Origin of the sequence: Bradyrhizobium erythrophlei (genome assembly GCF_900129505.1) — a bacterium.
Lineage (GTDB): Bacteria > Pseudomonadota > Alphaproteobacteria > Rhizobiales > Xanthobacteraceae > Bradyrhizobium > Bradyrhizobium erythrophlei_D.
The window spans coordinates 5,809,156-5,833,072 of the sequence record NZ_LT670818.1 but is presented as its reverse complement, the minus strand read 5'-3'; the positions used below and the strand labels follow the sequence as shown (position 1 = coordinate 5,833,072).

The following is a 23,917-nucleotide window of genomic DNA, read 5'->3' as shown; positions in this document are numbered from 1 at the left end:
GGTCTGGGTTTCTCTGTGACGCGCCGGCCCCGAGCCTCGTGCTCCGCCGCTAGTCGCCGGTTGCGAAGTGGACGATCGCGGTGAGAGCGGCGCCGACGATCACCCAGAGCAACTGGTACCAATAGAAGAATGGCATGCCGATCCATGCGGGCTCCGCCCGGTTATAGAAAGGCGGCCAGAGCACGGCGACGAACGGGACGAGCAGGAGCAGGTACCACCAGTTCCATCCTCGCCGTTTCCTGCGCGATTCGGACGTCGTGCCTCCCAAGGCAGATCCGGGAAGTCGGATTCTCCGCTGCTCCGCAGCCGGCGGGATTGACTCACCCCCCCGGAAATTCACTGCCCGTGCGCCTCGAGCCACTGCTTCTCTTCTTCAGGAGTGGTTCCGGGCAGGACCACACCGAATTCCATTCCGTGGCCGGTCGGGATTTCTTCAAGAATGATCGCGAGCGCATCGCTCGAGATACCGCCGATCTTCACCGCCGCGTCGTTGAGTTGCTTCAGCATCGAATGCTTCGTTTCCATGGTCCTCCCTGCCCGAATATGGCAAAGCAGAAACACCGTGGCCGAGGGCATCTCAGCCAAGAAGCCGTTTCCCTCCGGATACGTGTTGAAGATGATGCGTACAAAATTTCTTGGCGCCCCCGTCGCAGCGCAGTGAATGTCTGTGACGGCGCTTGCCAGCGCCTTTTTTTGAGCTTGAGAGAAAGTGCCTTCCTGCGAAGTCCAAGCGTAAACGGGCATCGGTATTGTTCCTTCATCTGGTTGGTCTTGCGGGATCTCGATTGGTGAGGTGGGCTAAAAGACAATTTCAGAAATCGTTGGAAGCGGGTGCGTACGCCTTGAGTTTGTGCTCGGCCTGAATCATCTGACCGGCACGCTCTCCGATGATGACGCATGGCGCCATCGTGTTACCGATGGTGATGCGCGGCATGATGGAGCCGTCCGCGATACGCAGGTTTTCAATGCCGTGTACTTTGAGGGAGGCGTCGACAACGGACATCGAATCCTGACCCATCCTGGCGGTACAGGTTTGATGCCAGTACGTGACCGCAGCATCCCGGATGAAATTCTCGAGGTCTGCGCCGCTCAGCTTGCCCGGCATGACTTCCCTTTTCCTGAAGGGCTTCATCGCCGCGGAATTGCCGACCGCCCGGCACATTTCCACGCAGAAAATGGCGGTCTTCATATCGTCCGGGTCGGACAGGAAACCGGTTTCAATCTGAATCGCGTCGCTGGCCTTGGGACCGGTCAGTCGAATCCTGCCCCTGCTCTTCGGCCGCTCCAGGCCTCCGAACAACGTCCAGCTGTTTGCTGGGGGTTGAAATCTCGTCGCGTTCTCCACGCTCGTCTTGGTGAATTCGGCGAGGCAAACCTGAATATCCGGGTGGTCCAGACCCGGCTCGCTCTGGCAGAAATAGGTTACCTCTACGCCGGTGTGATGCGGCGTCAGCATTTCCGGGGCTTCCCAGACGCAATCGAAGCCGACGTGATCCTGGAAGTTCGCCCCGACACCACGAAGATGCTGGATCACCGGGATGCCGAAGCGCGCTAGTTCGGCCTCATCTCCGACACCGGATTGCATCAGAAGTTTCGGCGTGTGGCACGCACCCAGCGAGAGAACGATCTCCCGCGCTGCCTTGATGTGATGGGACCCGCCGACATGCGAAATCTCGACGCCGACGGCCCGCTTGCCGTCGAAGACGATACGATCGACCACGGCCCGCGTCAGGACCGTCAGGTTCGGCCGGTCCATGCAGGGAAATACGTAGGATCGAAAGATGGATTGCCGCTTTCCGTCGCTCACCCTCATATCGATGACGGAGGCGCCGCTTTTGCTCTCCATCATGCGGCCGTTCTGGTGCGCGAAGACCGGAATCCCGTTCGATCGACATCCTTCGAGCACGGCGGGAACGATGGGATGCGGCGGGGACGCTGGCTGGACAAAGAGCATACCGCCCGTGCCTCGGTACTTCGGCTCGGCAATCCCGTGCCAATCCTCGATTTGACGATAGATCCTCAAGACCGATTCGTAGCTCCAGGCCGGATCTCCAGCCTCGGAGGCGAAATAATCCCAGTCGGTCTTGTGTCCACGAGCCCAGATCATGACGTTGATGCTTGAGCCCCCGCCAAGCACCTTCCCATCGACAAGGGAACGGCGCGGTCGTTGAGATGCGGGTTGGGCTCGGCCACAAATCCCCAGTCCCGCTCGCTGCTGAGATTGGTCGGCCACTGGCCCGCTTCCATGACGCTTGGGTGGTCGTCGTCGCCGCCCGCTTCGAGCAGCAGCACGTTCACATCGGCCTCCTCCGCCAGACGCCGGGCAACGACCGATCCCGAGGATCCCGACCCGCAAACGATAAAGTCGTATCGCGGTTTCAGGTTCGAGCAGAGCTGCCGCTGGTTTGCGCGGACACGCTCGATAAAGTCGGCTGAACTGTCGTTCATGTCGCTTCCCTCACGGTGTAACCGGCGGCGGTGGCTTGCCGGGTGCACTTTAATATTATGATCATCATTCAACCTGAGCATGACGGGCTTTTGTTTCACTTGTGTTTCATATCCTGGCGTTAAGGCTGCCGTTGAAACCGAGTAAGCCGACGCGGCCTTGCTGATGGTTGCGTGAGATGAGAGCGCGATCTGGGTCGGTGTGGCGCCGGCCTGCGCGGCAATCCTGAGCTACGGTTCCGACCGGGTCACGGCATCGATGTGCAGCAGTCAGAGTCAAATGCTGCGACAAACGACGCCGTAGCACCGTGTTTGTCTTCTCAGGAACGGGGCGAGATAATCGTGCTGATATCCTCCAGCGGTGGCGGTCCTACAATCAGGCACCCAAATTTGGCCGTAATGGCCGCGAGGTCGTCATCGCTCTTCCGGGCCGCGAGTTCACCGAACAGTCCCTCGATATGCCCGGGTGAAAAAATCAGCAGCATTCGAACCGGCATTTCCGTCAGATTGCACCAGGCATGCGGATCGCCTCTGCTCACGGTAAACGCTGTCCCGGCAGGAACGTCCAGCGCCGCATCTCCAACGACGATATGGAGCGTCCCTTCCAGGACAAGCAAATGCTCATCCTCGTTCTTGTGAACATGTATCGGCATTCCATTGCGAGGATCCGCGACGACCTCAATCACGGTGTAGATACCCTTCGTCTCCCTCGCGGAGGTGCGGATCGCAAAACGCTCGCCCGGAGTCGTTTCCAGCCACTCACCGCTGCCTGGATGATCAATCGGCAAAACTTCGGTCGATTGCTTCGGTGACGCCATATTGACCTCCTGCTGCCTTGGCGGCGCCGCCCCGGAGACCGGAACGGCGCCTCGCATCGTTCGATAGCCCTGCGGCTTTAGCCTGCGGACTTTTCCGTGACTCCAGGCGTGAACAGGGCTCCGACCGGCGGCTTTTCCTGCAGGACGTATGGACTGGCCCGGTTCTCCTTGACCCATCGTTTCTCGGCGTGGGATTCGAAGGGCGGGGGAATTTCACCCTGAAGCGACCAAAGGTCGGCCGGCACCTCGTCGATGGTGACTTCCCAGTCAAATCCTCGGTCCTTGACGTAGGGCGCGATCAACTGGTCGACCGTCTTCACCCACCATTCCCTGACGACGGGGCCGGGCAAGGTCCTGGCCATGTGCTCGAGCTTGAGGCGAACGAATTTGCCGTACGAGACGCCGCCGACATAGACCGAATCAGCAACGACCTCCTCGAAGATCATCACCACGTAAAATTTCGGGATCGGAATCCTCGAATACATCGCGGTGACTTGTTCGGCGAATTTCTTTTTATCCTGGGCCGAACAGGCGCCGACCGATAGACCCTCCATGTTTCACCGGTGTTTCACGATCGAACGGTCGGGTTATTGTTGAAGTAAAGACGGGTTAGCGAGGCCGAAGCGGTGGCGATCCTGTCGCTGCGGTCGGGGACCGCTTCGAGCCTGGGCTGTGCCCCGATAAACACGGTCCGGCGCAGGCAATGCGCCGGACCATGGGCCGCGCCCGGCCTACTGCTGGAGGAAGGTGAGCGCCTCCTGAACGAAGGCGGCGTGGTGCTGGAAGATGCCGCCGTGGCCGGCGTCAGGGAAAATGCTCAATTGCGCGTTCGGCAGCCTGCGGGCCAGTTCGAAGGAATTGAACGTCGGCACCATCACGTCGCGATCGCCATTGGCGACCAGGACGGGATGCTGAACTTTCCCAAGTGCGGCGGCATCCCCCCGTCCCCAGGCCTGGATCGCCGCGATCTGGGCCTGAACGGTTTCGTTGCTGACGGCCGTGTCAAGATCCCCGGTGCGTTCTTTCAGGCGTCCCAGGAAGGCGTCGGCCGCGGCCTGGCCGTTGCTGCTTTGCGTAAAGAACAGAAAATGCTTCGGATGCTTGTTGGCGGGGCCCGCCCTGCCGAACGCGTCCTGCAGAACGGCGCCGACATTCACGATGCCCTCGCCGCCTGCCGGACCGGTGCCTGCAAGAATAATCTTGCGGACAAGGCCCGGCTGCTGTTGCGCGACAACCTGGGAGACGAAACCGCCGAGCGAGAAGCCGAACAGATCGACTTTGCTAAACCCTAGGGCGCCGATGAAGGCAACGGCATCCCGCGCCATCTCCTCGACCGTCTTGGGGGTGGCCCCTCCGGATCCGCCAACCCCGCGATTGTCGAACGCGATGACGTGGTGCGCCGTCGCCAGGCCATCCACTACCCTCGGATCCCAATCATCCAGTACCGCCGTCAGGTGGTGAAGCAGCACCACGGGGACGCCGCCTTTCTTGCCCAGCTCACGGAACACGAATTTCGTGCCGTTCACATCGACCGATTTGGTCGCCGCATTTTCAAAGGTCGTGCTCATCGCTTTTCTCTCTTGGTTGATCGCGAAGTTGGCTAACGTTCGCGAGGGTTGCTGTTGGAATAACGATCGTTATATGTCGTACGTCATTCTATCGAGCAAGCGCCATCAAGATATTTTGAGAGGCTGGTGATGAGATATCCGTCGGACCAGAAAGCGAGGGCCAAGGACGCCATCCTGCAGGCCGGAGCAAAAGCTTTGAGAACCAACGGTTTCAATGGGATCGGGGTCGACGCCCTGGCGGCGTCGGCCGGCGTCACGTCCGGCGCCTTCTATTCGAACTTTTCAAACAAGGAGGCGCTGCTGGAAGAGGTCATCGCGGCCTGCCTAGGCGAGCCCTACATCGGTTCGGACAGCGGGAGTCTCGCCGAACGGCGGGATCGCCTTCGGGAATGGTTGGCGGTGTATATCAGCGCCGAGCATCGCGCAGACCCCGCATCCGGCTGCGTCATGCCCACCTTGAGTGCGGACGTTGCGCGCGCGAATCCGAAAATACGTGCCGCCTACGGACGCAAAATGTCGACGCTGGTGCGTAAAATGTCCGATGTCCTGGACGCGGCAAGGCCTGATCGCAAGAAGCGGGCCTGGAGCATCATTGCCGTCATGGTCGGCGCGATTGCGATCTCACGGGCCATGCCTGACGGCCGGGAGACAGACGAGGCGCTCGATTCGGCGTTGCAGACCGCCATGGCGCTGATCACTGCAAAATAGCATCGAGATCCCGGTCGGCGGCCGGCAACCAGCGAGCCGGAACCGATCGGCAGGTGGAATGAATCGGTCGGCATGGCTATGGTGCCGTAGATTGATCACCGATATCCCTGTCGACAACAGGATTAGCGAGACAGAGCGTGCAGACGATTACGGTTGCCCTGATTCTGCTGCTGGCCGTGGTGATCAGCGGCGCGTTGGCGCGGATGTCTCGCCAGCGCCTGCCGCGTCCTCTGGTGCAGATTGCACTCGGCGCGGCCATCGCTTCGGTCGCCGATCTCGGCGTGGAGCTGAAGCCGGATATTTTCTTCCTGCTGTTCCTGCCGCCGCTGCTTTTCCTGGATGGGTGGCGTATTCCGAAAGAAGGACTGTTCCGCGACAAGGGAACGATCCTGGAGCTGTCGCTCGGCCTTGTCGTGTTCACGGTCGTCGGCGTCGGATACTTCGTCAACTGGATGATCCCGGCGATGCCGCTCGCCGTCGCCTTCGCGCTGGCGGCGATCGTTTCTCCCACCGATCCGATCGCCGTGTCCGCGATTGCTTCCCGTGTGACGATCCCGAGGCGGCTGATGCACATTCTCGAAGGCGAGTCGCTGCTCAACGACGCGTCGGGTCTGGTGTGCATGCGCTTTGCCGTCGCCGCCGCCCTGACCGGAACGTTCTCTCTCCTTGACGCCTTCGGCACGTTCCTCTGGATTTCGACCGGCGGCATCGCCATCGGTGTCGGCGTGACCTGGATGGCAAGTGTTGCGAAGAACTGGTTTTCGCAACGATTTGGCGAGGAGACCGGTTCGCAAATATTGATCAGCCTGCTGATCCCTTTCGGCGCCTACCTCTTGGCCGAACATCTGCATTGCTCGGGTATTCTCGCGGCCGTCGCCGCCGGCATCACCATGAGCTACGTGGAACAGAGAGGCCAGGCGCTTCCCGTGACCCGGGTTCGGCGCAGCGCGGTTTGGGATCTGGTCCAGTTCACCGCCAACGGGATCATTTTTGTGTTGCTCGGCGAGCAGCTTCCACAGCTCTTCACAGGTGCGGCACGCGTGGTGCGCGAGACCGGACACTATGAACCGCTCTGGCTGATGGCCTATGTGGTCGTCATCACCCTCGCCCTTGCCGCGCTGCGCTTCCTCTGGGTCTGGACGTCGCTGCGGTTCACTCTGTTTCGGGCCGCGCTGAAAGGCGAAAAGCCCTACATCCCAAGCTGGCGTCTCATCGCGGCGACATCGCTCGCCGGCGTGCGGGGAACCATCACGCTTGCGGGCGTGCTGACGTTACCTTTGACGATGAATGACGGGTCCGCGTTTCCGGCGCGCGACCTCGCCGTTTTCCTCGCCGCCGGCGTCATCATCGTCTCGCTGCTCGCGGCAAGCGTCAGCCTGCCGTACCTTCTCAGAAACCTGGAGCTGCCGCCCGAGCCGTCGCAGCAGGAGGAAGAGGATCTGGCGCGCGTCGCGGCGGCGGAAGTCGCGATAAGGGCCGTCGAGCAGGCGCAGCACGACATGGGCGAAGGCCGCAGCGACGCCGACCTTTACAGCGACGCCGGGGTCTCGATCATGACGCTCTATCGCCAGCGCATCGACAGCCGGTCCAAAACAGGCAAGGAGGCGGCGCTGGCGCGCAAGATCGACGAGATCGAGCGGAAGCTCTGGCTTGTGGGGCTTCGCGCCGAGCGGGCGGAGCTCTACCGCATGGCGCGGGCACGCCAGCTCTCCGACGTGACGGCCCGCAAGCTGGTCAGAGAACTTGATCTGCTGGAGTCGCGTTTCGGCACGAGGTGAGGTGCAACGCTCCAGGCGCAAAATTGCCCTCGATGATGTCGAAATGACGCAGCACGATGGACGGCAGCGCTACGTCTCCGCCTTGGCAGCAGCCGCCGAACTCCAGAGCGAACCAGGATTGGCACGATCGGGATAGAGCTCCAGCATCCTGTCATAGAGTTCGCGGGCGGTTTTCGTCGCGTCGTTCAACCGAATGAAGTCGCGGATATACTGGCGCGTTTCCTCCACGTTGCGCGGACTGTCATCGTTGCCGGGAATCTTGTGTCCCGCGACGACCGCGGACGGTTTCAGGCCGTCGATCTTGTCGAGTGCGGCGATCCATTCCAGCCGCGTCCGCCGGTTCGACTCGTTGAGAAATGGATGGATGCCGTTGTAGACCGCGTCCCCGGCGACGACCAATCCGATGGAAGGGATGTGAAGACAGGTCGAATCATCGGTGTCGGTATGCCCCACTCTGACAACGGCCAGTTTGTTGCCTTCCAGATCAATTTCGTCGCCCTCCAGCGGATCCGCGATGGAGATGACGTCCGGAATCTGGTTTGGGAACAGCTTGCGCCATCGCCCGTTCAATTTTTCCGGCGTGATCTGAAGCTTCATTCTTGCGACGACCTCGGGTGTCGCCAGCGCTTTCGCGTCCGGAAATCGATCCTGCAGGACTTTTATGCCGAAGAAGTGATCCCCATGCGCATGGGTCACGTAAATCGCTTTCAGCGTCCTTCCACTCGCGGCAATTGCGTCGGCCAGGCCACTGGACTGCTCGATCGTCAGGAAAGTATCGACCAGTACCGCATCCCGCTCTCCATGGATCAGCGTGGCTGAATTCGCCACCCACTGCAGCGACTCCTTGCCGGGCGGCACATCACGGTTGAGGCCGGGGCGCGTGACGGTAAATACCTTGTATGTCAACGGACGCATCTCGCCATCCGAACCCGCTCTCGCCGCTCCCGGCATCGGAAGCACGACCAGTGACGCCAGCTTCATCATATCGCGACGATTCATATCGCACCTCGGACGCAAGCGGGATGACGATCATCATCACCGGTTTAGGCATGATGCACGTCATACCTAACGTCAAGACAACGCTTTGTGAGGCGGAGGTGCTGAATACTCGGCGAATGCAGAAGCGGATGGCCAAAAAACCAGTGAGCAGCGTGCGAACCCGCAAATTTGGTCGCTTGCAGAAATATTTCGGCGGATCCCCGACCGTACAACATTCGCCCCGATCAATTGGAAACCTCGACATGAAAAATTTCAAAGCCTCTCTGGCGGTCGCGGCCGCTCTCGCCCTTGCCGCGATAGCGGCGCCGGCGAATGCCGATGCCCTCAAGAACATCGTATTGGTCCACGGCGCCTGGGTGGATGCGTCGGGCTGGAAGCCGGTTTATGAAATTCTCGTCAACGAGGGCTTCAGGGTCACCATGGTGCAGGAGCCCGAAACCTCGTTTGCGGACGATGTCGCCGCGGCGAAACGGATTCTCGACCTTCAGGACGGGCCGACGCTGCTCGTCGGCCACAGCTACGGCGGTTCGATCATCACGGAGGCCGGCGTTCATCCGAACGTGGCGGGCCTTGTCTACGTCGCCGCCCACGCCCCCGATGTCGGAGAAGATGAGGGAACGCTCGGCAAGAAGACGCCGAGCATCCTGGCCAAGACCGACGGCGCGATCAGGAAAACGCCGGATGAATTCACCTATCTCAACCCGGCGGAGTTTCCAAGACTGTTTGCACCCGACCTGCCGCGTGAGCGGGCGGAGTTCGTCGCCCGCTCCCAGGTTCTGGCCGCGGCCAAGGTCTTCAGCGCGCCACTGACCGCAGCCGCCTGGAAGTCCAAGCCCAGCTGGGGAATCGTCGCTGGCGGCGACAAGATCATCAACCCGGATCTCGAGCGCTGGTACTACACGAGGGCCAAGAGCCACACGACCGAAATCAAGGGCGCCAGCCACTCCGTGTATGAATCGCACGCCAAGGAGGTTGCGGCGGTGATCACCGACGCCGCCCGAAAAGTCGAAAAATACGCGGCCCATGCTCAGGAATAGGCGCAACGGCTGAAGCGGCGGTTCCGGAAGCCTGGAGCTGACGGAGCCGTTGTCTTACCGGCGTGCGAGGTGAAAATGTGGGCGACCTGGAAAGGCACCCACTCGTTGAAACCTGAACACAGCGCCTAGCGGAGGTTCGCCTTGAATACATCCATCAAATCGCAAAGCGCCGTACGCCGAAGCGACACCATCCAGCACACTTGCGTCCCCACCGGCTTGAGCTACGACGCGGCAATTCGCGCCTTCGAGCGCGAAGTTGGGCATCTCGACCCGGCGATGACCCAGCGTCTCGTCGAACGGAAGGCCCCATGGAGCGAAATCGAACGCGAGATCGAGAAGATCGGAGGTTCGCATGATCTGATGATCATCGAGCGTGCCGATCTCGGGCGGGTCGCGTCGCTCTCGGGCCGCGAAAAGCGGTGCCTGCTCTATCTCGTGGGCAATCCCGTGATCGCCAACCGAATCATCAGCATCGATCTGCGAGGCTGCTTCTACGTGCCGTTCCGTGTGGCGCTGTACGACGATGGCAACCCCGAGGGAGCGGTGATCGCCTACGACCGCCCCTCTTCCTTTCTCGCGACCCTCGGACGGCCGGAGTTGACGGAGATCGCCGCAGATCTGGACCGCAAGATCGACGCAGCCGCAGCCGGCGCGCGAACGCGCTGACAAAATTGGAGATCCCCGATGAGTGCCGTGGAAGCCATGAGCACCGATCTGAATTGGGACGTGCTCACGACCAAGCGTCCCGGACTCAGTCGCGATTTGCCGGCCGGCAACGAGGCCTTGATGTGGGTGGCGAATTCCTCGACGCTGATTTACGGCGAAGTGGACGCCGTCCTCGTCGACACGTTCCTCACCGCGGAGCAGTCACAGACATTGCTGGACTGGGTGGTTGCGAGCGGCAAGAACCTCACCGCGATCTACATCACCCATGGGCACGGCGACCATTTTTTCGGCCTCGCACCGTTGCTTGAGCGTTTCCCGCGCGCAAAGGCGGTCGCGATACCCGCGGTCGTCGAGGCGATGCAGGCACAGCTGGCACCGGCATCGATCGACGGCTTTTGGCGCAGACTTTATCCCGGCCAGATCCTCGACCGCCTGCTGGTAGCCGAGCCGTTGGCACGCAATGAACTGGAACTCGAAGGCAACAAGCTCGTCGCCGTGGATATGGGGCGCACCGATACGGAGCGCTCCACCAGCGTCTACGTCCCCTCCGTCGATCTGATCGTTGCCGGCGACACCGTCTATAACGGAATTCACCCTTATCTGGCCGAGACCAATACGCAGAGCCGGCGGGAATGGATTTCATCGCTCGACAGGCTCGAGGCGTTGAAGCCCCGCGCTGTGATCGCTGGACACAAGAAGCCCGACAGCAACGACGATCCCGGGAACATCGCTGCGACCAGGCAATATCTGCAGGATTTCAATCGCCTCGACGAAATCACGACGACCGCGCTTGAGCTTTATCTAGCCATGCTGGAACTCTATCTTGATCGCGCCAATCCGGGCTCGCTCTGGAGCGGCGCGAATGCCGCCAAGAAGCAAGCCTGACGGCCTTGGGATCGAAACCGCCGCGGGTCAGTGCCGCGCGTTCGTTCGAAACGGCCCTACTCCGCCGCTTGCCGCACATGGCGCGCGCTCGGGATGCGCATGGTCACGAGTTCTTCGGCCGCGGTCGGGTGCAGCGCCATCGTGGCGTCGAAATCGGCCTTGGTCGCCTTCATTTTGACGGCGATGCCGACGAGCTGCACCATCTCGGCGGCGCCGTCGCCGACGATATGGCAACCGACCACGCGGTCGCTGGTGGCGTCGACCACGAGTTTCATCAGCACCCGCGTGTCGCGGCCCGACATCGTCGCCTTCATCGGCTTGAAATTGGCCTTGTAGATATCGACGTGGCTGAACTGCGCGCGCGCCTGCGCTTCCGTCAGCCCCACGGTGCCGACTTCCGGCTGGCTGAATACCGCGGTGGGAATGTCGGCATGATCGACCTTGACCTGCCGCTCGCCGAACACCGTATCGGCAAACGCGTGACCCTCGCGGATCGCGACCGGCGTCAGGTTGATGCGGTGGGTGACGTCGCCGATCGCGTAGATATTGTCGACCGACGTCTTCGAGAAATGGTCGACCGCGATGCCGCCATTGGCCGGATTGATGGCGACGCCGGCCTTCTCCAGCCCGAGATTGGCGACATTGGGATGCCGTCCGATCGCGAACATTACCTGGTCGGAGGCGATGCTCGAGCCGTTGGACAGATGCGTGGTGAATTCCTTGACGTGCTTGTCGACCTTGTCGACCGTGCAGCCGGTGAGGATGGTGATGCCGTCCTTCTCCATCTCAGCGCGCACATGGGTGCGGACGTCCTCGTCGAAGCCGCGCAGGATATTTTCGCCGCGATAGATCAGCGTCACGTCGGTGCCGAAACCGGCAAAGATGCAGGCGAATTCCAGCGCGATATAGCCGCCGCCCTGGATCACGATGCGCTTCGGCAGCTTGTCCAGATGAAACACCTCGTTTGACGAGATCACGTGTTCGATGCCGGGTATCGCCCGCCCGTGATTCGGCGCGCCGCCGGTGGCGATCAGCACATGGTTCGCCTTTACCGTCTCGCCGGTAGCGAGCCTGAGCGTATGCGGGTCCTCGAACACCGCGCGGGTCTTGACGATGCGGGCGCCGGATTTTTCCACATTGGCAGTATAGGCGGTCTCCAGCCGGGCGATCTCCTTGTCCTTGTTGGCGATCAGCGTCGGCCAGTCGAAGGTCGCTTGGGGAATGGTCCAGCCGAAGCCTGCCGCGTCCTCGATCTCGTGCTGGATGTGTGAGGCATAGACCAGAAGCTTTTTCGGCACGCAGCCGCGGATCACGCAGGTGCCGCCCATCCGGTATTCTTCCGCGATCATCACGCGCGCGCCATGGCCGGCGGCGATCCGGGCGGCGCGAACCCCGCCCGAACCTCCTCCGATGACGAACAGATCGACGTCGAACTCGGCCATCAAAGCCCCTGTTGCCAGTCCCGATCGAAGACGATCAGGGGATCATATCTCCTTGCCGCGCTTGCGCATCTCGGCGCGGAATTCGCCATTGATCATTTCGGCAAAACCCTGGGCCCATTGATTCATGAAGGCCATGCTCTGCTGGATCGCCACCGGTTCGGCCGTCAAAAGCTTCTGGCCGAGCGCCGATCTGTAGAACGTCACCAGGTCCTTCAACTCCTGCTCGGTGAATGCCTGGGCGTAGACAGCGGCCATGCCATCGCCGATTTCCTTCTGGCGACCGGCGAGCTTCTGCGCGACGATGACCTCAACTTCGTTGAGATCCTTCTGGTAGTTGAGATTGGACTGCAACAACTGGTCCTTGGTCTTATGGACGAGGTTCGGAACGGCGTTGGCATACATCGCGTCCGCGTGCTTCATCGCCAGGATCTCCTTGGCCGCCGCGATCGCGGCCGGCGAAGCCGGCTTGGGCTGCTGGGCCACGGCCGGCAAGGCCGTCAGAGCCAGTCCCAGCGCCAGGCACGCGACCGACAAAATTCCCGAAAGGCTCTTCATTCCAATTCTCCCAAGATTGCGCCTTTAGCGCCGTTCAACAACGCGAATTCCCTGAGGGCTGGCCAGCATCGCGGTACTGGCGAGACCGATGAACAGCCCGTGCTCGACGACACCCGGAATCGCGGTCAAGAGACCTGCCAGACGCGGGGCATCGGTGATTCGCCCCAGATGGGCATCGACGATCCAGTGGCCGCCATCGGTGACAAAAACGTGGCCTTCCTTGCCGTTGCGGACCACCATTTGGCCGGAATTGCCGCTTTCCGCGAACGCGTTGCCGATGGCCCGCAGCGTCGCCGCCAGGCCGAACGGGATGACCTCCACCGGTAGCGGAAAGCGGCCGAGCACCTCGACCCATTTCGAGTCGTCGGCTATCACGATCATGCGATCCGACGCCGCGGCAACGATCTTTTCACGCAGCAACGCACCGCCGCCGCCCTTGATGAGATTGAGCGAAGGGTCGATTTCGTCGGCGCCGTCGACCGTCAGATCGAGCCGATCGATTTCATCCAGCGTCGTCAGCGGTATGCCGCACCTCACCGCGTCGGCGCGGGTCGCTTCCGAGGTCGGCACCCCGATGACGCGGAGTCCGGCGCGAACCCGCTCGCCAAGAAGCTCGACGAAATGCTTCGCGGTCGAACCGGTGCCAAGGCCGAGCTTCATGCCGTCGCGCACATGTTCGAGCGCTCGCGCCGCGGCCTGCCGCTTCAAATCGTCCATATTGGCTTGCAAAGGATGCCCCGGGAGAAGCCGCCGGAGCGAGGATGTCCGGCGGGAGGCATATCTAGCGTCGTTTTCGGACAAGGAACAGCGCTTTACCCCGGCTGTAGCCCTAATTGATGACTTTCGGCCCGTGCCACACCTTGCACGATCGCACCGAGACCGGTAGCGCTTCGCAGATGACCTCAGCCCGCATCGTTGTTTTCGATCTTGACGGCACGCTCGTGGATACGGCGCCCGACCTGATCAACGCGCTCAATTATGTTCTCGATCGGGAGGGCCTGCCTCCGGTCCCGCTTCATGCCGCCCGCAATATGATCGGCGCCGGCGCCCGCAAGCTGATCGAACGCGGCCTGGAATTGGAGGGCCGTTTCGCCAGCGTCGAGGACGTCAGCCGGCTGACCGTCGATTTCATCGATTATTACGCCGCTCATATCGCCGACGCTTCGCGCCCGTTCGACGGCCTGGAGGCCGCGCTCGACGATCTCCAGTCAGCCGGATACCGGTTTGCGGTCTGCACCAACAAGCTCGAGTGGTTGTCGAAGCTTTTGCTCGAACAGCTTGGATTGAGCTCGCGATTTTCCGCGATTTGCGGCGCCGACACCTTCGGGGTCTCCAAGCCCGACCCGGTCATCCTGCAGCAGACGGTCGCGCGCGCGGGCGGTCATCTGGCATCCGCCATCATGGTCGGCGATGCCGGACCGGATATAGGGGTGGCCCGCCGTGCCGGTATCCCGGTGATCGGGGTCGAATTCGGCTATACCGAGGTTCCGATGGCTGAACTGAAGCCCGACCGCCTGATCAACCACATGAGCGAACTGCCTGCGGCCGTGCAGAGCTTCAAGATTTGAAAATCAATATAACTATCTGATATATTTATATAATCTATCTCAGTCGCTATGACTCCTAGCCTTGGCCATCCTGCATCACCCCCAGCCTGCGGCCAAGCCATTCAGTGGTTGGCGCCTGGATCAGGATCGTCATCAAAATGGCAATAAAGGTAACCGACGCGATCATCTGGGCGCCGGGTGCCTTCATGCCCAGGAGCAGGCCAGCCAGCGCACCGGGGATCACGCCCGTTTCGCGCGTCCAGCACATGAAGAGCATCTCGCGGAAACTCCACCGCGCCCGCCGATCGGGCAGCGCGCATGCGAAAACGGTCACCGGCCGGGCAACCAGCATCAAGACCGTGACGACAGCCACGCCACCCCACAGATACCGGCCCATGAGGCTGAAATCGACTTGGGCACCGACCAGCATGAAGATGAACAGCCGCATGATGAACGCCGTGGTCGCGACATATTCGTCGAGCTTTCGCGACTCGCCGGCCTCCATCGCGAAACCGAACGATTCCTTGTTTCCGAGGACGATGCCGAACACGAAAACCGCCATGAAGCCGCTGGCCTGCAGGCCGTCGGCCGCGAAATAGGCGCCGATCACGGCCACTAGCGTCACGACAGGTGCGTATTCCGCCAGGAATGCAAGCCGCTCATGCGCGATCAGCAGTGCGGCCAGGTATCCGAGCGTAATGCCCGCGACAATGCCGACGGCGGATTGCTTGAGCAGATCGAACAATGAGGACGCCAGGGAGAACTCGCCGGTCCCCATTGCCACTGCGAGCACGCCGAAGGTGACGATCGCGCCCATGGCGTCGTTGAAGGCGGATTCACTCATCACGGTTTGCGCGACCCGGTCGCGAATCCGGACCTGCCGGAAAATCGGCACCAGGGTCGCCGGATCGGTCGAGGCCAATGTCGCTCCCAGCAGCAGCGCCACGATCAGGGGCGCGCCGAGGATAAAATGGGCGGCCAGCCCCGTTATGGTGGCTGTGATGATCACCCCGACCGTCGCAATGACGACAATGGTGATCCAGACCTGCTTCAGGACGTTGAAGCGCAGCGAGGCGCCGCCATCGAACAGAATGTAACTGGCACCGAACAGGAGAATGATCTGATTCAGCGCCGAATCCGCCTTGATATCGATCAGACCCAGCGCTTCCGGGCCGATCCCCATCCCAACGACCAGAAACACCGCGACATCGGGAATCCGGATCTTTTGCGCCAGCAGACCAGTGAGGGTTCCAATAGCAAGAATGAGACCGCAGGAAAGCAGCGTGTGCTTGGCGATCTCAATCGAGGCTGAAGTTTCCACCGGGTAGCCGATCAGTAGACGTAAAGGATCCGGCCGGTCTGGCGATGGATCCGCTCCTGATTATCCTAATATCTCTGCGAAGTTAGCAAGAACCGGTAGCAAACCACCGTAATTCGAGGCGGATCACGCCTTTCCCCGCCCCTGCCGCCCCTGTCTGGACAGTTCAGGGCGCCATGTGGCGCCTCGCGTTAACCATCAGTTAACTATACCGGCCGGCCCCGTTGCGTGGCTGTCCTGACCCCCCTATGGTCGAAATTGGGGATTGTGGCAGTTAGCCGCACTTAGAATGACGGATGGGACATGCGTCGTGTCATCGTGATTGCCGTAGCAGGGGCTAGTATGGCCGGCTGTTCCTCCCTTTCGCTGGACGCCTTCAAACCGACGCCGCCGACCGTGCAGGTTCAGCTCGATTCGGTACCGCCCGGCGCCGATGCCGTGACCTCGGTGGGGCCGAGCTGCAAGACTCCCTGCTCTGTCGCCGTTCAGACCTCCGCCTCCGGGTTCTCGGTGACCTACACGTTGAACAAGTTCCAGCCGACGACCATCCCGGTGCAGATCATTCGCACCCCCAGCGATCTGACCACGCCCGCCACGACGACGGTCGACCCCAATCCAGTGGTCGCGGAACTTCAGCCGGCCGGACCGCTGCCCGGGGCTGCCGCCCGCAAGAAGCCAAAGAAACCGAAAGCGCCAAAGGGCACGGCCGCCGCTCCCGCGGGGGGATCGCCCTTTCCCGATCCGGGCCAAGGCGCTGCGCAGGCCACGCCCAGCCGCTGATCGCTTGCACCGCAGCATCGTCCGCGGATTGTAGGCGGATTGCATCATGCATAGATTGTGACTACGCAACACTGTGCCACAGGCGGTGGCTCCTGCCGCGGTTGCGTTTTGCAAGGCGTATTGAATGAACGGATCCGCACTAAGCCCATCAACGTCCCGTCCGATGACCGACCCGTTCGGCCGGACCATCAGTTATTTGCGGGTTTCGGTCACCGACCGCTGCGATCTGCGCTGCTTCTATTGCATGTCGGAAGACATGACATTCCTGCCCAAGGCCGACCTGCTCACGCTCGAAGAGCTCGACCGGCTTTGCACGGCCTTCATCGCCAAGGGTGTGCGGAAACTGCGGCTGACCGGCGGCGAACCGCTGGTCCGACGCAACGTGATGTCGCTGGTCCGCTCGCTCTCGCGCCATCTGAAGACCGGCGCGCTCAACGAACTGACGTTGACCACCAACGGCTCGCAACTGGCGCGTTTCGCCGGCGAACTGGCCGACTGCGGCATCCGGCGCATCAACGTCTCGATGGACACGCTTGATCCGGTGAAATTCCGGGCCATCACCCGCTGGGGCGATCTCGACAAGGTGCTGGCCGGCATCGAGGCCGCGCGCGCGGCCGGCCTCGCCGTCAAGATCAACGCCGTGGCGCTGAAGAATCTAAACGAGGATGAAATTCCCGCGCTGATGGAATGGGCCCACGCCAGGGAGTTGGCGCTGACGCTGATCGAGGTCATGCCCATGGGCGACATCGGCGCCGGACGGATCGACCAGTATGTGCCGCTGTCCCTGCTTCGCGCCCGCCTCGCCCAGCAATACACCCTGACCGACCTCGACGATGATACCGGGGGACCTGCGCGCTATGTCCGCGTCAGCGAGACCGGCGGCAAGCTCGGCTTCATCACGCCGATGACCCATAATTTCTGCGAATCCTGCAACCGGGTCCGGATTACCTGTACCGGGACGCTGCACACCTGCCTCGGCCATGAGGATGCGTCCGATTTGCGCAAACCGCTGCGGGCCTCCGCCGACGACGAACTGCTCAGCGCCGCGATCGACCGCGCCATCGGCCTGAAGCCGAAGGGGCACGACTTCATCATCGACCGCCGCCACAACCGCCCCAGCGTCAGCCGCCATATGAGCGTCACCGGGGGTTGAAGCGCGGCCTCCGCGATGCTATCGGCGGGCCGGATTTCCCTTTCAATATCAACAAACTTCCGATTGACGGGGACTTCCGGCGCTGGGATGGTGCGGCGGCTTCATGCTCGCCCGGCTGAACAGGCCCCCTGCGCCCGATCGGTGCAGTCAAGACGGCAGAGGCGTAACTGGGGAGGACTATCGTTGCAATCGCTCCTTAAATTGAGCCGCGGAATCGACGCGTTCACACGTTGGACCGGCAAGCGGCTGGCGTGGCTGATCCTGGTCGCGGTGATCGTCTCGGCGCTCAATGCGATCGTGCGCAAGGTTTTCGACACCTCGTCCAACTCCTGGCTCGAGCTTCAATGGGTGCTGTTCAGCATTGTTTTTCTGCTGTGCTCGCCCTGGACGCTGCTCGACAACGAACATATCCGGATCGATATCGTCAACCAGATGCTGCCGAAGCGGGTACGAGACGGCATCGACGTCGTCGGACATCTGGTTTTCTTGATGCCGCTTTGCATCGTCATGATCATCACCGGCGGCCCGTTCTTCATGCGCTCGGTCGAGATCAACGAGCAATCGGGCAACGCCGGCGGACTGCCGCAATGGCCCACCAAGTCACTGATCATCATCGGATTCACGTTCTTGCTGGTTCAGGGCATATCCGAACTGATCAAACGCATCGCCGTGATGCGCGGGCTCATTCCGGATCCACATGCGTCAAAGGTGAATGCGATCGAGGCTGAGGTCGAGCACCTCGTCGAGGCGATCGAAAAGAACTGATCGCCGGACGCGGTCGCTGGGGGGAATAGATGTCTGCGTTTCTTATCGCCAATATGGCGCCGATCATGTTCGCGTCATTGGTCGTGGTGCTGCTGCTCGGTTATCCGGCGGCGTTCTCGCTCGGCGCGGTCGGGCTGATCTACGCATTCGTCGGCATCCAGCTCGGAGAATTCCGGCCCGACTTCCTGCAGGCGCTTCCGGAGCGCGTTTACGGCGTGATGAACAACGACACGCTGCTGGCGATCCCGTTCTTTACCTTCATGGGACTGGTGCTCGAGCGATCGGGCATGGCGGAAGATTTGCTCGACACCATCGGGCAGTTGTTCGGCACCATCCGTGGCGGCCTCGCCTACGCCGTCGTGTTCGTCGGCGCGCTGCTCGCCGCCACCACCGGGGTGGTCGCGGCATCCGTGATCTCGATGGGCCTTATCTCGCTGCCGATCATGCTGCGCTACGGCTACGACCGCCGGATGGCCACCGGCATCATCGCGGCCTCCGGCACGCTGGCGCAGATCATTCCGCCGTCGCTGGTCTTGATCGTGATGGCCGACCAGCTCGGCAAGTCCGTCGGCGACATGTACGAGGGCGCCTTCATTCCCGGACTGGTGCTGGCGGGCCTTTATGCCCTGTACGCGTTTTTCGTCACCTTGATATTCCCCAAGGCAGCCCCGGGGCTGCCGCCGGAGGCGATCGGTTTCCGCCAGAAGGATGGAAGCCGCGGATTGTGGTCGCTGCTGGTGCTCTTCATCGCCAGCTGCTTCTTCGGCTGGTTCATGATGCGGAATTCCGAGACGCATGGCGCCGACTTCGTCGTGCTCAGCATGTTCTTCGGCATTCTGTTCGCATTCTTCGTCGCGGTCCTGAACTGGATCATCGACAAGCTGACCGGCTTCCGCTTTCTGTCCACCATGGCGCAGCAGACCACTTTCGTAATGGTGCCGCCGCTGTTTCTGATCTTCCTGGTGCTGGGCACGATCTTCATCGGGCTGGCGACGCCGACCGAGGGTGGCGCCATGGGCGCGGCGGGCGCGATCATTCTCGGCGCCGCCAAGCGACGGCTGAGCTGGGACCTGATCCGGCAGGCCACCGAATCCACCGCGAAGCTGTCGGCGTTCGTGGTGTTCATTCTGGTCGGCGCCCGCGTGTTCTCGCTGACCTTCTACGGCGTCAATGGCCACGTCTGGGTCGAGCACTTGCTGACCTCCCTGCCCGGCGGCCAGATCGGCTTTTTGATTTTCGTCAACGCCTTTGTCTTCGTGCTCGCTTTCTTCCTCGATTTCTTCGAGCTCGCCTTCATCGTCATTCCGCTGCTCGGGCCGGCCGCCGAACATCTCGGCATCGACCTGATCTGGTTCGGCGTGATCCTCGGCGTCAACATGCAGACCTCGTTCATGCATCCGCCGTTCGGGTTCGCACTGTTCTACCTGCGCTCGGTGGCGCCGAAGGAACCCTATCTCGACCGCGTCACCGGCAAGCGCATGGAGCCGGTCACGACCGGTCAGATCTATTGGGGCGCGGTGCCGTTCGTCGTGATCCAGGTCGCCATGGTGCTGCTGGTCATCATGTTCCCCTCGATGGTGATGCATTACAAAGGCGCGTTGTCGACGGTCGATCCCAACACCATCAAAATCGAGATTCCGCAGATGGAATTGCCCCCACTCGATTTCGGTCCGCCGGCGAAGCCATAGTCTGGTTTACGACCACCAGCAAAGAACCCCGGACTTTCGCTCCGGGGTTCTTGCGTTCGTGGGAGCTTCCAGCGCGATCAGCTCTGCGAGTGACGTGCCATGAAGTTGTCGTAGCCGACTTCGGCGACCTGGAACCACTGATAGCTGTTGTTCGAGAACGTCGTCAGCGATTCATAGACCTTCTTGAAATCCGCGTTGCCCGCGGCGACTTCGCTGTGCAGTTCCTTCGCCGCCTTCAGCGAGGCTTCCATGATCGGCGGCGAGAAGGCATGCAGCTTGGTGCCGTTGGCGAGCAGGCGGCGCAGCGCCTGCGGATTGGACTGGTCGTACTTCGCCATCATCCAGTTGTTGGCGTAGTGACCGGCCTGCTCGAGAATGCTCTGGTAGTATTTCGGCAACGCGTTCCATTTATCGAGGTTGACGAAGGACAGCAGCATCGGGCCGCCTTCCCACCAGCCGGGATAGTAGTAATGCGGCGCGACCTTGTAGAACCCGAGCTTCTCGTCATCGTAAGGACCGACCCATTCCGCGCCGTCGATAGTGCCCTTCTCGAGCGCGGGATAGATGTCGCCGCCGGCGATCTGCTGCGGCACCGCGCCCATCTTCTGCAGCACGCGCCCGGCAAAGCCGCCGATGCGGAATTTGAGACCCTTGAAGTCGTCGACGCTGGTGAGCTCCTTGCGGAACCAGCCGCCCATCTGGCAGCCGGTGTTGCCGGCCAGCAGCGACATCACGTTATATTTCTTGTAGAATTCGTTGAGGATTTCTTTGCCGCCGCCGAGCATGTACCAGGCCTGGTTGACGCGCATGTTGGGTCCAAATGGCACCGACGAGCCGAAGGTGAAGGTCGGGTCCTTGCCGAAATAATAATACGACGCGGTGTGGCCGATCTCGACGGTGCCGTTCTGCACGGCGTCCAGCACCTGCAAGCCCGGAACGATTTCGCCGCCCGCGAAAGTTTGGATCTGGAATTTGTTGTCGGTCGCCTCGCCGACGACCCTGGCCATCATCTCGGCGCCGCCATAGAGCGTGTCGAGCGATTTCGGCCAACTCGTCGGCATGCGCCATTTGATTTCCGGCATCGATTGCGCGATCGCCGGCGCGGCGATCGAGGCGGCGCCGGCCACGCCTATTCCAGTGACCTTGATAAAGTCGCGACGCTTCATTGAGCTCTTCCTCCCCTGATGATGTGATTGCGAGCCTTCTTGTCGAGGCTTGGCGCCAGCATGGAACATCCCGTTCCGGATTTCCACGACCAATCGCCGTGCCGCAATGCAAAAAGCCCGGCCTTTGAGAAGGCCGGGCTTTCGAGGTCTCCAAGACTTAAGGCGTAATTATCAGCCGCGGGTGCGCGAGCGGATCATGAAGCTGTCGAAAGTGTATTCGGCAACCTGCCACCACAGATACTGATCGGACCGATAGGCCTGCATCGCGTCGATCGACTTCTTGAAGTCGGGGTTCTTCGCGGAGATTTCGCCCCACAATTCGTTGGTCGCCTTCAGGCAGGCTTCCAGCACTTCGTTGGTAAACGGGCGGAGCTGCGTACCACCGGCGACCAGACGCTTCAGCGCGGACGGGTTCTGCATGTCGTAACGCGCAGCCATCCAGCTATTGGCGTTGGCGCAGGCGTTGCTGACGATGGCCTGGTAGCCCTTCGGCAGCTCGTTCCACTTGTCGAGGTTGGCAAAGGCGTGAACGGTCGGGCCGCCTTCCCAGAAACCAGGGTAGTAGTAGTACTTGGCGACCTTCTGGAAGCCGAGCTTCTCGTCGTCATAGGGGCCGACCCACTCGGCGCCGTCGATGGTGCCCTTCTCCAGCGACGGGTAGATGTCGCCGCCGGCGAGCTGCTGCGGCACCACGCCGACCTTCTGCAGCACCTGGCCTGCAATGCCGCCGATACGAAACTTCAAGCCGGAGAGATCGGCCACCGTCTTGATCTCCTTGCGAAACCAGCCGCCCATCTGGGTGCCGGTATTTCCGCAGGGGAATGCGATGACGTTGGCGGATTTCTTGAAGAACTCGTTGCCGATCTCCATGCCGCCACCCTGGTACCACCAGGAATTCTGCATGCGCGCATTGAGGCCGAATGGGACCGATGCATAGATCGCGTAGGTCGGATCCTTACCGACGTAATAATAGGAAACGGTGTGGCACATCTCGACGGTGTTCTTGGACGTCGCATCGAGCGCCTGCAGTCCCGGAACAAGTTCGCCCGCCTGGAAGACCTGAATCTGAAACTTGTTGTCCGTCATTTCGGCAACCTGTTTCGCGAAATATTCGGCGCCACCGTAGATGGTGTCGAGCGATTTCGGGAAACTTGACGTCATGCGCCACTTGATTTCGGGCGAGGATTGCGCGATCGCCGGCGAGGCAACGGCGGCCATCGCGGCACCCGTCGCCGAAACTTTCAAAAAATCACGACGCTTCATCTAAGGCATCTCCTTGTTGGGGCGTTTCCCCTATTTCCTTGAGCAGTTCTCCCAGCGAGGCCGATTTCGCGTCAGCCGAAGGCGCTCTGACGCGCGGTCTTTAACACGGATTTTCGGCCTTCGAATAGGCGACGAAGGCATGACAGCACCGATTAAACGAAAGTCGAATATGGCTAAAAAACCGCTCAAGCCGCGGCAATCGCGCCCTGGAGCTGGTCGCGGACCTTGGCCCCGATCGCGCGGTAGATCGCCGCATGCGGGCCGTCCGGCTCGCTGTCCACCACCGGCGTCCCCGAATCCGAGGTGGTGCGAATCGACATATGCAGCGGGATTTCACCGAGGAAAGGCACCCCCAGCCGCTCAGCCTCGTGCCGCGCGCCGCCATGGCCGAAAATGTCCGATTTCGTGCCGCAATGCGGGCACTGGAAATAACTCATATTCTCGACAATGCCGAGCACCGGCACGTTGACCTTCTTGAACATCGCAAGCCCCCGCCGCGCATCGATCAGCGAAAGGTCCTGCGGAGTCGAAATGATGACCGCGCCCTTGAGCGGCACGTTCTGCGCCAGTGTCAGTTGCGCGTCGCCGGTGCCGGGCGGCATGTCGACCACAAGAATGTCGAGCGTGCCCCAGGCGACGTCCCGCAGCATCTGGGTGATCGCCGACATCACCATCGGCCCGCGCCAGATCATCGCGGTATCCTCCTCGACCAGAAAACCGATCGACATGATCGCAAGACCGAAGCGCTGGACTGGAATCATCTTCCTGTTGTCGTCGAGCTGCGGCTTCACGCTGATCCCGGTCAGTCGCGGCACCGACGGGCCGTAAATGTCGGCATCGAGCAGGCCGACCCGCAAACCGAGATCGCGCAGGCCCAGCGCCAAATTGAGCGCGGTGGTCGATTTGCCGACGCCGCCCTTGCCCGAGGCCACGGCGATGACGGCGGCAATGCCGGGAATTTCCGCCTGTTTTGCCATTGGCGAGGCGGGGCTGTGCGGCGGCCGGTGTGACGCGACCGGCGCCACACCGCCCGGCGCGGGGCGCTGCGGCGGCGGCGTTGAGCCCGGCTTGCGTTCGGCGGTCAGCGCGATCATGGCGGCGGTGACGCCGGGAATGGCGCGCACGGCGGCTTCGGCCTGCGCGCGCACGCTCTCCCAGGCGCGGGCCTCGGCGGCGTCGACATTGATCGAGAAAAACACCTTGCCGTCGGTGACTGAGACCGGCGACAAGACATTGGCATTGGTCAAGGCGACGCCGCGGGGCGAGGCCACCTTGGCGAGAGCTTCGAGAACCTGTTGCTGCGTGACGCTCAAAAGCGCATCTCCTCATGACTTCC

At 61.6% G+C, this 23,917-nt stretch carries 23 protein-coding genes and 1 pseudogene; 10 read left to right on the top strand and 14 right to left on the bottom strand.

Translation table 11 applies throughout. From position 1 onward, the window contains the following. Positions 1 to 49: 49 nt before the first annotated feature. The 6 genes and pseudogenes from B5525_RS27030 to B5525_RS27005 form a co-directional block, all read right to left on the bottom strand. A complete protein-coding gene (locus tag B5525_RS27030; RefSeq protein ID WP_172900115.1) occupies positions 50 to 211 on the bottom strand; it encodes a DUF3311 domain-containing protein in 162 nt (53 codons plus the stop codon). A gap of 125 nt (positions 212 to 336) precedes the next feature. Beyond that, positions 337 to 744: a tautomerase family protein gene (locus B5525_RS27025; RefSeq protein ID WP_079568740.1), complete on the bottom strand. Its 408-nt coding sequence runs from the start codon at positions 742 to 744 to the stop codon at positions 337 to 339. Between the two features lie 67 nt (positions 745 to 811). Next, a pseudogene (locus tag B5525_RS47585) lies at positions 812 to 2,448 on the bottom strand (GMC family oxidoreductase). Between the two features lie 317 nt (positions 2,449 to 2,765). Beyond that, positions 2,766 to 3,263 (bottom strand): cupin domain-containing protein, encoded by a 498-nt coding sequence (locus B5525_RS27015; RefSeq protein ID WP_172899983.1) that lies wholly within the window; start codon positions 3,261 to 3,263, stop codon positions 2,766 to 2,768. A 77-nt stretch (positions 3,264 to 3,340) separates the two neighbouring features. Further along, entirely contained in the window at positions 3,341 to 3,817 is a 477-nt protein-coding gene (locus tag B5525_RS27010) for a tautomerase family protein (RefSeq protein WP_079568738.1), read from the bottom strand. A 177-nt stretch (positions 3,818 to 3,994) separates the two neighbouring features. Further along, positions 3,995 to 4,831, bottom strand: a complete 837-nt coding sequence (locus B5525_RS27005) for an alpha/beta fold hydrolase (protein WP_079568737.1) — start codon at positions 4,829 to 4,831, stop codon at positions 3,995 to 3,997. A gap of 129 nt (positions 4,832 to 4,960) precedes the next feature. Here B5525_RS27005 and B5525_RS27000 point away from each other — a divergent pair, with 129 nt between their 5' ends. Together B5525_RS27000 and B5525_RS26995 are read left to right on the top strand one after the other, a co-directional pair. Next, positions 4,961 to 5,539, top strand: coding sequence for a TetR/AcrR family transcriptional regulator (locus tag B5525_RS27000; protein ID WP_079568736.1), 579 nt, complete (start codon positions 4,961 to 4,963; stop codon positions 5,537 to 5,539). A gap of 137 nt (positions 5,540 to 5,676) precedes the next feature. Beyond that, complete coding sequence (locus tag B5525_RS26995) at positions 5,677 to 7,317, top strand: Na+/H+ antiporter (protein ID WP_079568735.1); 1,641 nt, start codon at positions 5,677 to 5,679, stop codon at positions 7,315 to 7,317. Positions 7,318 to 7,386: 69 nt separating this feature from the next. Here the strand turns inward: B5525_RS26995 and B5525_RS26990 are convergent, their stop codons facing one another. Continuing rightward, positions 7,387 to 8,316, bottom strand: coding sequence for an MBL fold metallo-hydrolase (locus tag B5525_RS26990; RefSeq protein ID WP_244567591.1), 930 nt, complete (start codon positions 8,314 to 8,316; stop codon positions 7,387 to 7,389). A gap of 242 nt (positions 8,317 to 8,558) precedes the next feature. On the opposite strand from B5525_RS26990, the gene B5525_RS26985 reads away from it, so the two are divergent. From B5525_RS26985 to B5525_RS26975, 3 genes are all read left to right on the top strand, one after another. Next, the gene (locus tag B5525_RS26985; protein ID WP_079573826.1) at positions 8,559 to 9,353 is read left to right on the top strand and encodes an alpha/beta hydrolase; all 795 of its coding nucleotides are present in this window, start codon (positions 8,559 to 8,561) and stop codon (positions 9,351 to 9,353) included. Positions 9,354 to 9,494: 141 nt separating this feature from the next. Continuing rightward, on the top strand, positions 9,495 to 10,019 hold the full coding sequence (locus B5525_RS26980; RefSeq protein WP_197687852.1) for a DUF302 domain-containing protein: 525 nt from the start codon (positions 9,495 to 9,497) through the stop codon (positions 10,017 to 10,019). An 18-nt stretch (positions 10,020 to 10,037) separates the two neighbouring features. After that, positions 10,038 to 10,904 (top strand): MBL fold metallo-hydrolase, encoded by an 867-nt coding sequence (locus B5525_RS26975; RefSeq protein WP_079568733.1) that lies wholly within the window; start codon positions 10,038 to 10,040, stop codon positions 10,902 to 10,904. A 56-nt stretch (positions 10,905 to 10,960) separates the two neighbouring features. Here the strand turns inward: B5525_RS26975 and gor are convergent, their stop codons facing one another. From gor to rpiA, 3 genes are read right to left on the bottom strand one after another with little or no spacing between them, the layout of a single operon-like run. Continuing rightward, positions 10,961 to 12,346, bottom strand: coding sequence for a glutathione-disulfide reductase (gene gor / locus B5525_RS26970; protein ID WP_079568732.1), 1,386 nt, complete (start codon positions 12,344 to 12,346; stop codon positions 10,961 to 10,963). A gap of 42 nt (positions 12,347 to 12,388) precedes the next feature. Then, complete coding sequence (locus B5525_RS26965; protein WP_079568731.1) at positions 12,389 to 12,901, bottom strand: DUF2059 domain-containing protein; 513 nt, start codon at positions 12,899 to 12,901, stop codon at positions 12,389 to 12,391. A gap of 24 nt (positions 12,902 to 12,925) precedes the next feature. Next, entirely contained in the window at positions 12,926 to 13,618 is a 693-nt protein-coding gene (gene rpiA, locus B5525_RS26960) for a ribose-5-phosphate isomerase RpiA (RefSeq protein WP_079568730.1), read from the bottom strand. 179 nt (positions 13,619 to 13,797) lie between these two features. Between rpiA and gph the strand changes: the two genes are divergently transcribed. After that, positions 13,798 to 14,469 (top strand): phosphoglycolate phosphatase, encoded by a 672-nt coding sequence (gph, locus tag B5525_RS26955; RefSeq protein WP_079573824.1) that lies wholly within the window; start codon positions 13,798 to 13,800, stop codon positions 14,467 to 14,469. A 55-nt stretch (positions 14,470 to 14,524) separates the two neighbouring features. Here gph and B5525_RS26950 read toward each other — a convergent pair whose 3' ends face one another. Next, entirely contained in the window at positions 14,525 to 15,769 is a 1,245-nt protein-coding gene (locus B5525_RS26950) for a cation:proton antiporter (RefSeq protein ID WP_079568729.1), read from the bottom strand. Between the two features lie 300 nt (positions 15,770 to 16,069). On the opposite strand from B5525_RS26950, the gene B5525_RS26945 reads away from it, so the two are divergent. The 4 genes from B5525_RS26945 (at position 16,070) to B5525_RS26930 (ending at position 20,152) form a co-directional block, all read left to right on the top strand. Next, positions 16,070 to 16,546, top strand: a complete 477-nt coding sequence (locus tag B5525_RS26945) for a hypothetical protein (RefSeq protein WP_079568728.1) — start codon at positions 16,070 to 16,072, stop codon at positions 16,544 to 16,546. A gap of 124 nt (positions 16,547 to 16,670) precedes the next feature. Next, positions 16,671 to 17,699, top strand: a complete 1,029-nt coding sequence (gene moaA / locus B5525_RS26940) for a GTP 3',8-cyclase MoaA (RefSeq protein ID WP_079568727.1) — start codon at positions 16,671 to 16,673, stop codon at positions 17,697 to 17,699. Between the two features lie 183 nt (positions 17,700 to 17,882). Then, entirely contained in the window at positions 17,883 to 18,464 is a 582-nt protein-coding gene (locus tag B5525_RS26935; RefSeq protein WP_079568726.1) for a TRAP transporter small permease subunit, read from the top strand. 29 nt (positions 18,465 to 18,493) lie between these two features. After that, a complete protein-coding gene (locus B5525_RS26930) occupies positions 18,494 to 20,152 on the top strand; it encodes a TRAP transporter large permease (protein ID WP_079568725.1) in 1,659 nt (552 codons plus the stop codon). 77 nt (positions 20,153 to 20,229) lie between these two features. Here B5525_RS26930 and B5525_RS26925 read toward each other — a convergent pair whose 3' ends face one another. From B5525_RS26925 to B5525_RS26915, 3 genes are all read right to left on the bottom strand, one after another. Beyond that, positions 20,230 to 21,318, bottom strand: coding sequence for a TRAP transporter substrate-binding protein (locus B5525_RS26925; RefSeq protein ID WP_079568724.1), 1,089 nt, complete (start codon positions 21,316 to 21,318; stop codon positions 20,230 to 20,232). 171 nt (positions 21,319 to 21,489) lie between these two features. Further along, positions 21,490 to 22,581, bottom strand: a complete 1,092-nt coding sequence (locus B5525_RS26920) for a TRAP transporter substrate-binding protein (protein WP_079568723.1) — start codon at positions 22,579 to 22,581, stop codon at positions 21,490 to 21,492. A 185-nt stretch (positions 22,582 to 22,766) separates the two neighbouring features. Continuing rightward, the gene (locus tag B5525_RS26915; RefSeq protein ID WP_079568722.1) at positions 22,767 to 23,894 is read right to left on the bottom strand and encodes an Mrp/NBP35 family ATP-binding protein; all 1,128 of its coding nucleotides are present in this window, start codon (positions 23,892 to 23,894) and stop codon (positions 22,767 to 22,769) included. Positions 23,895 to 23,917 lie beyond the last annotated feature (23 nt).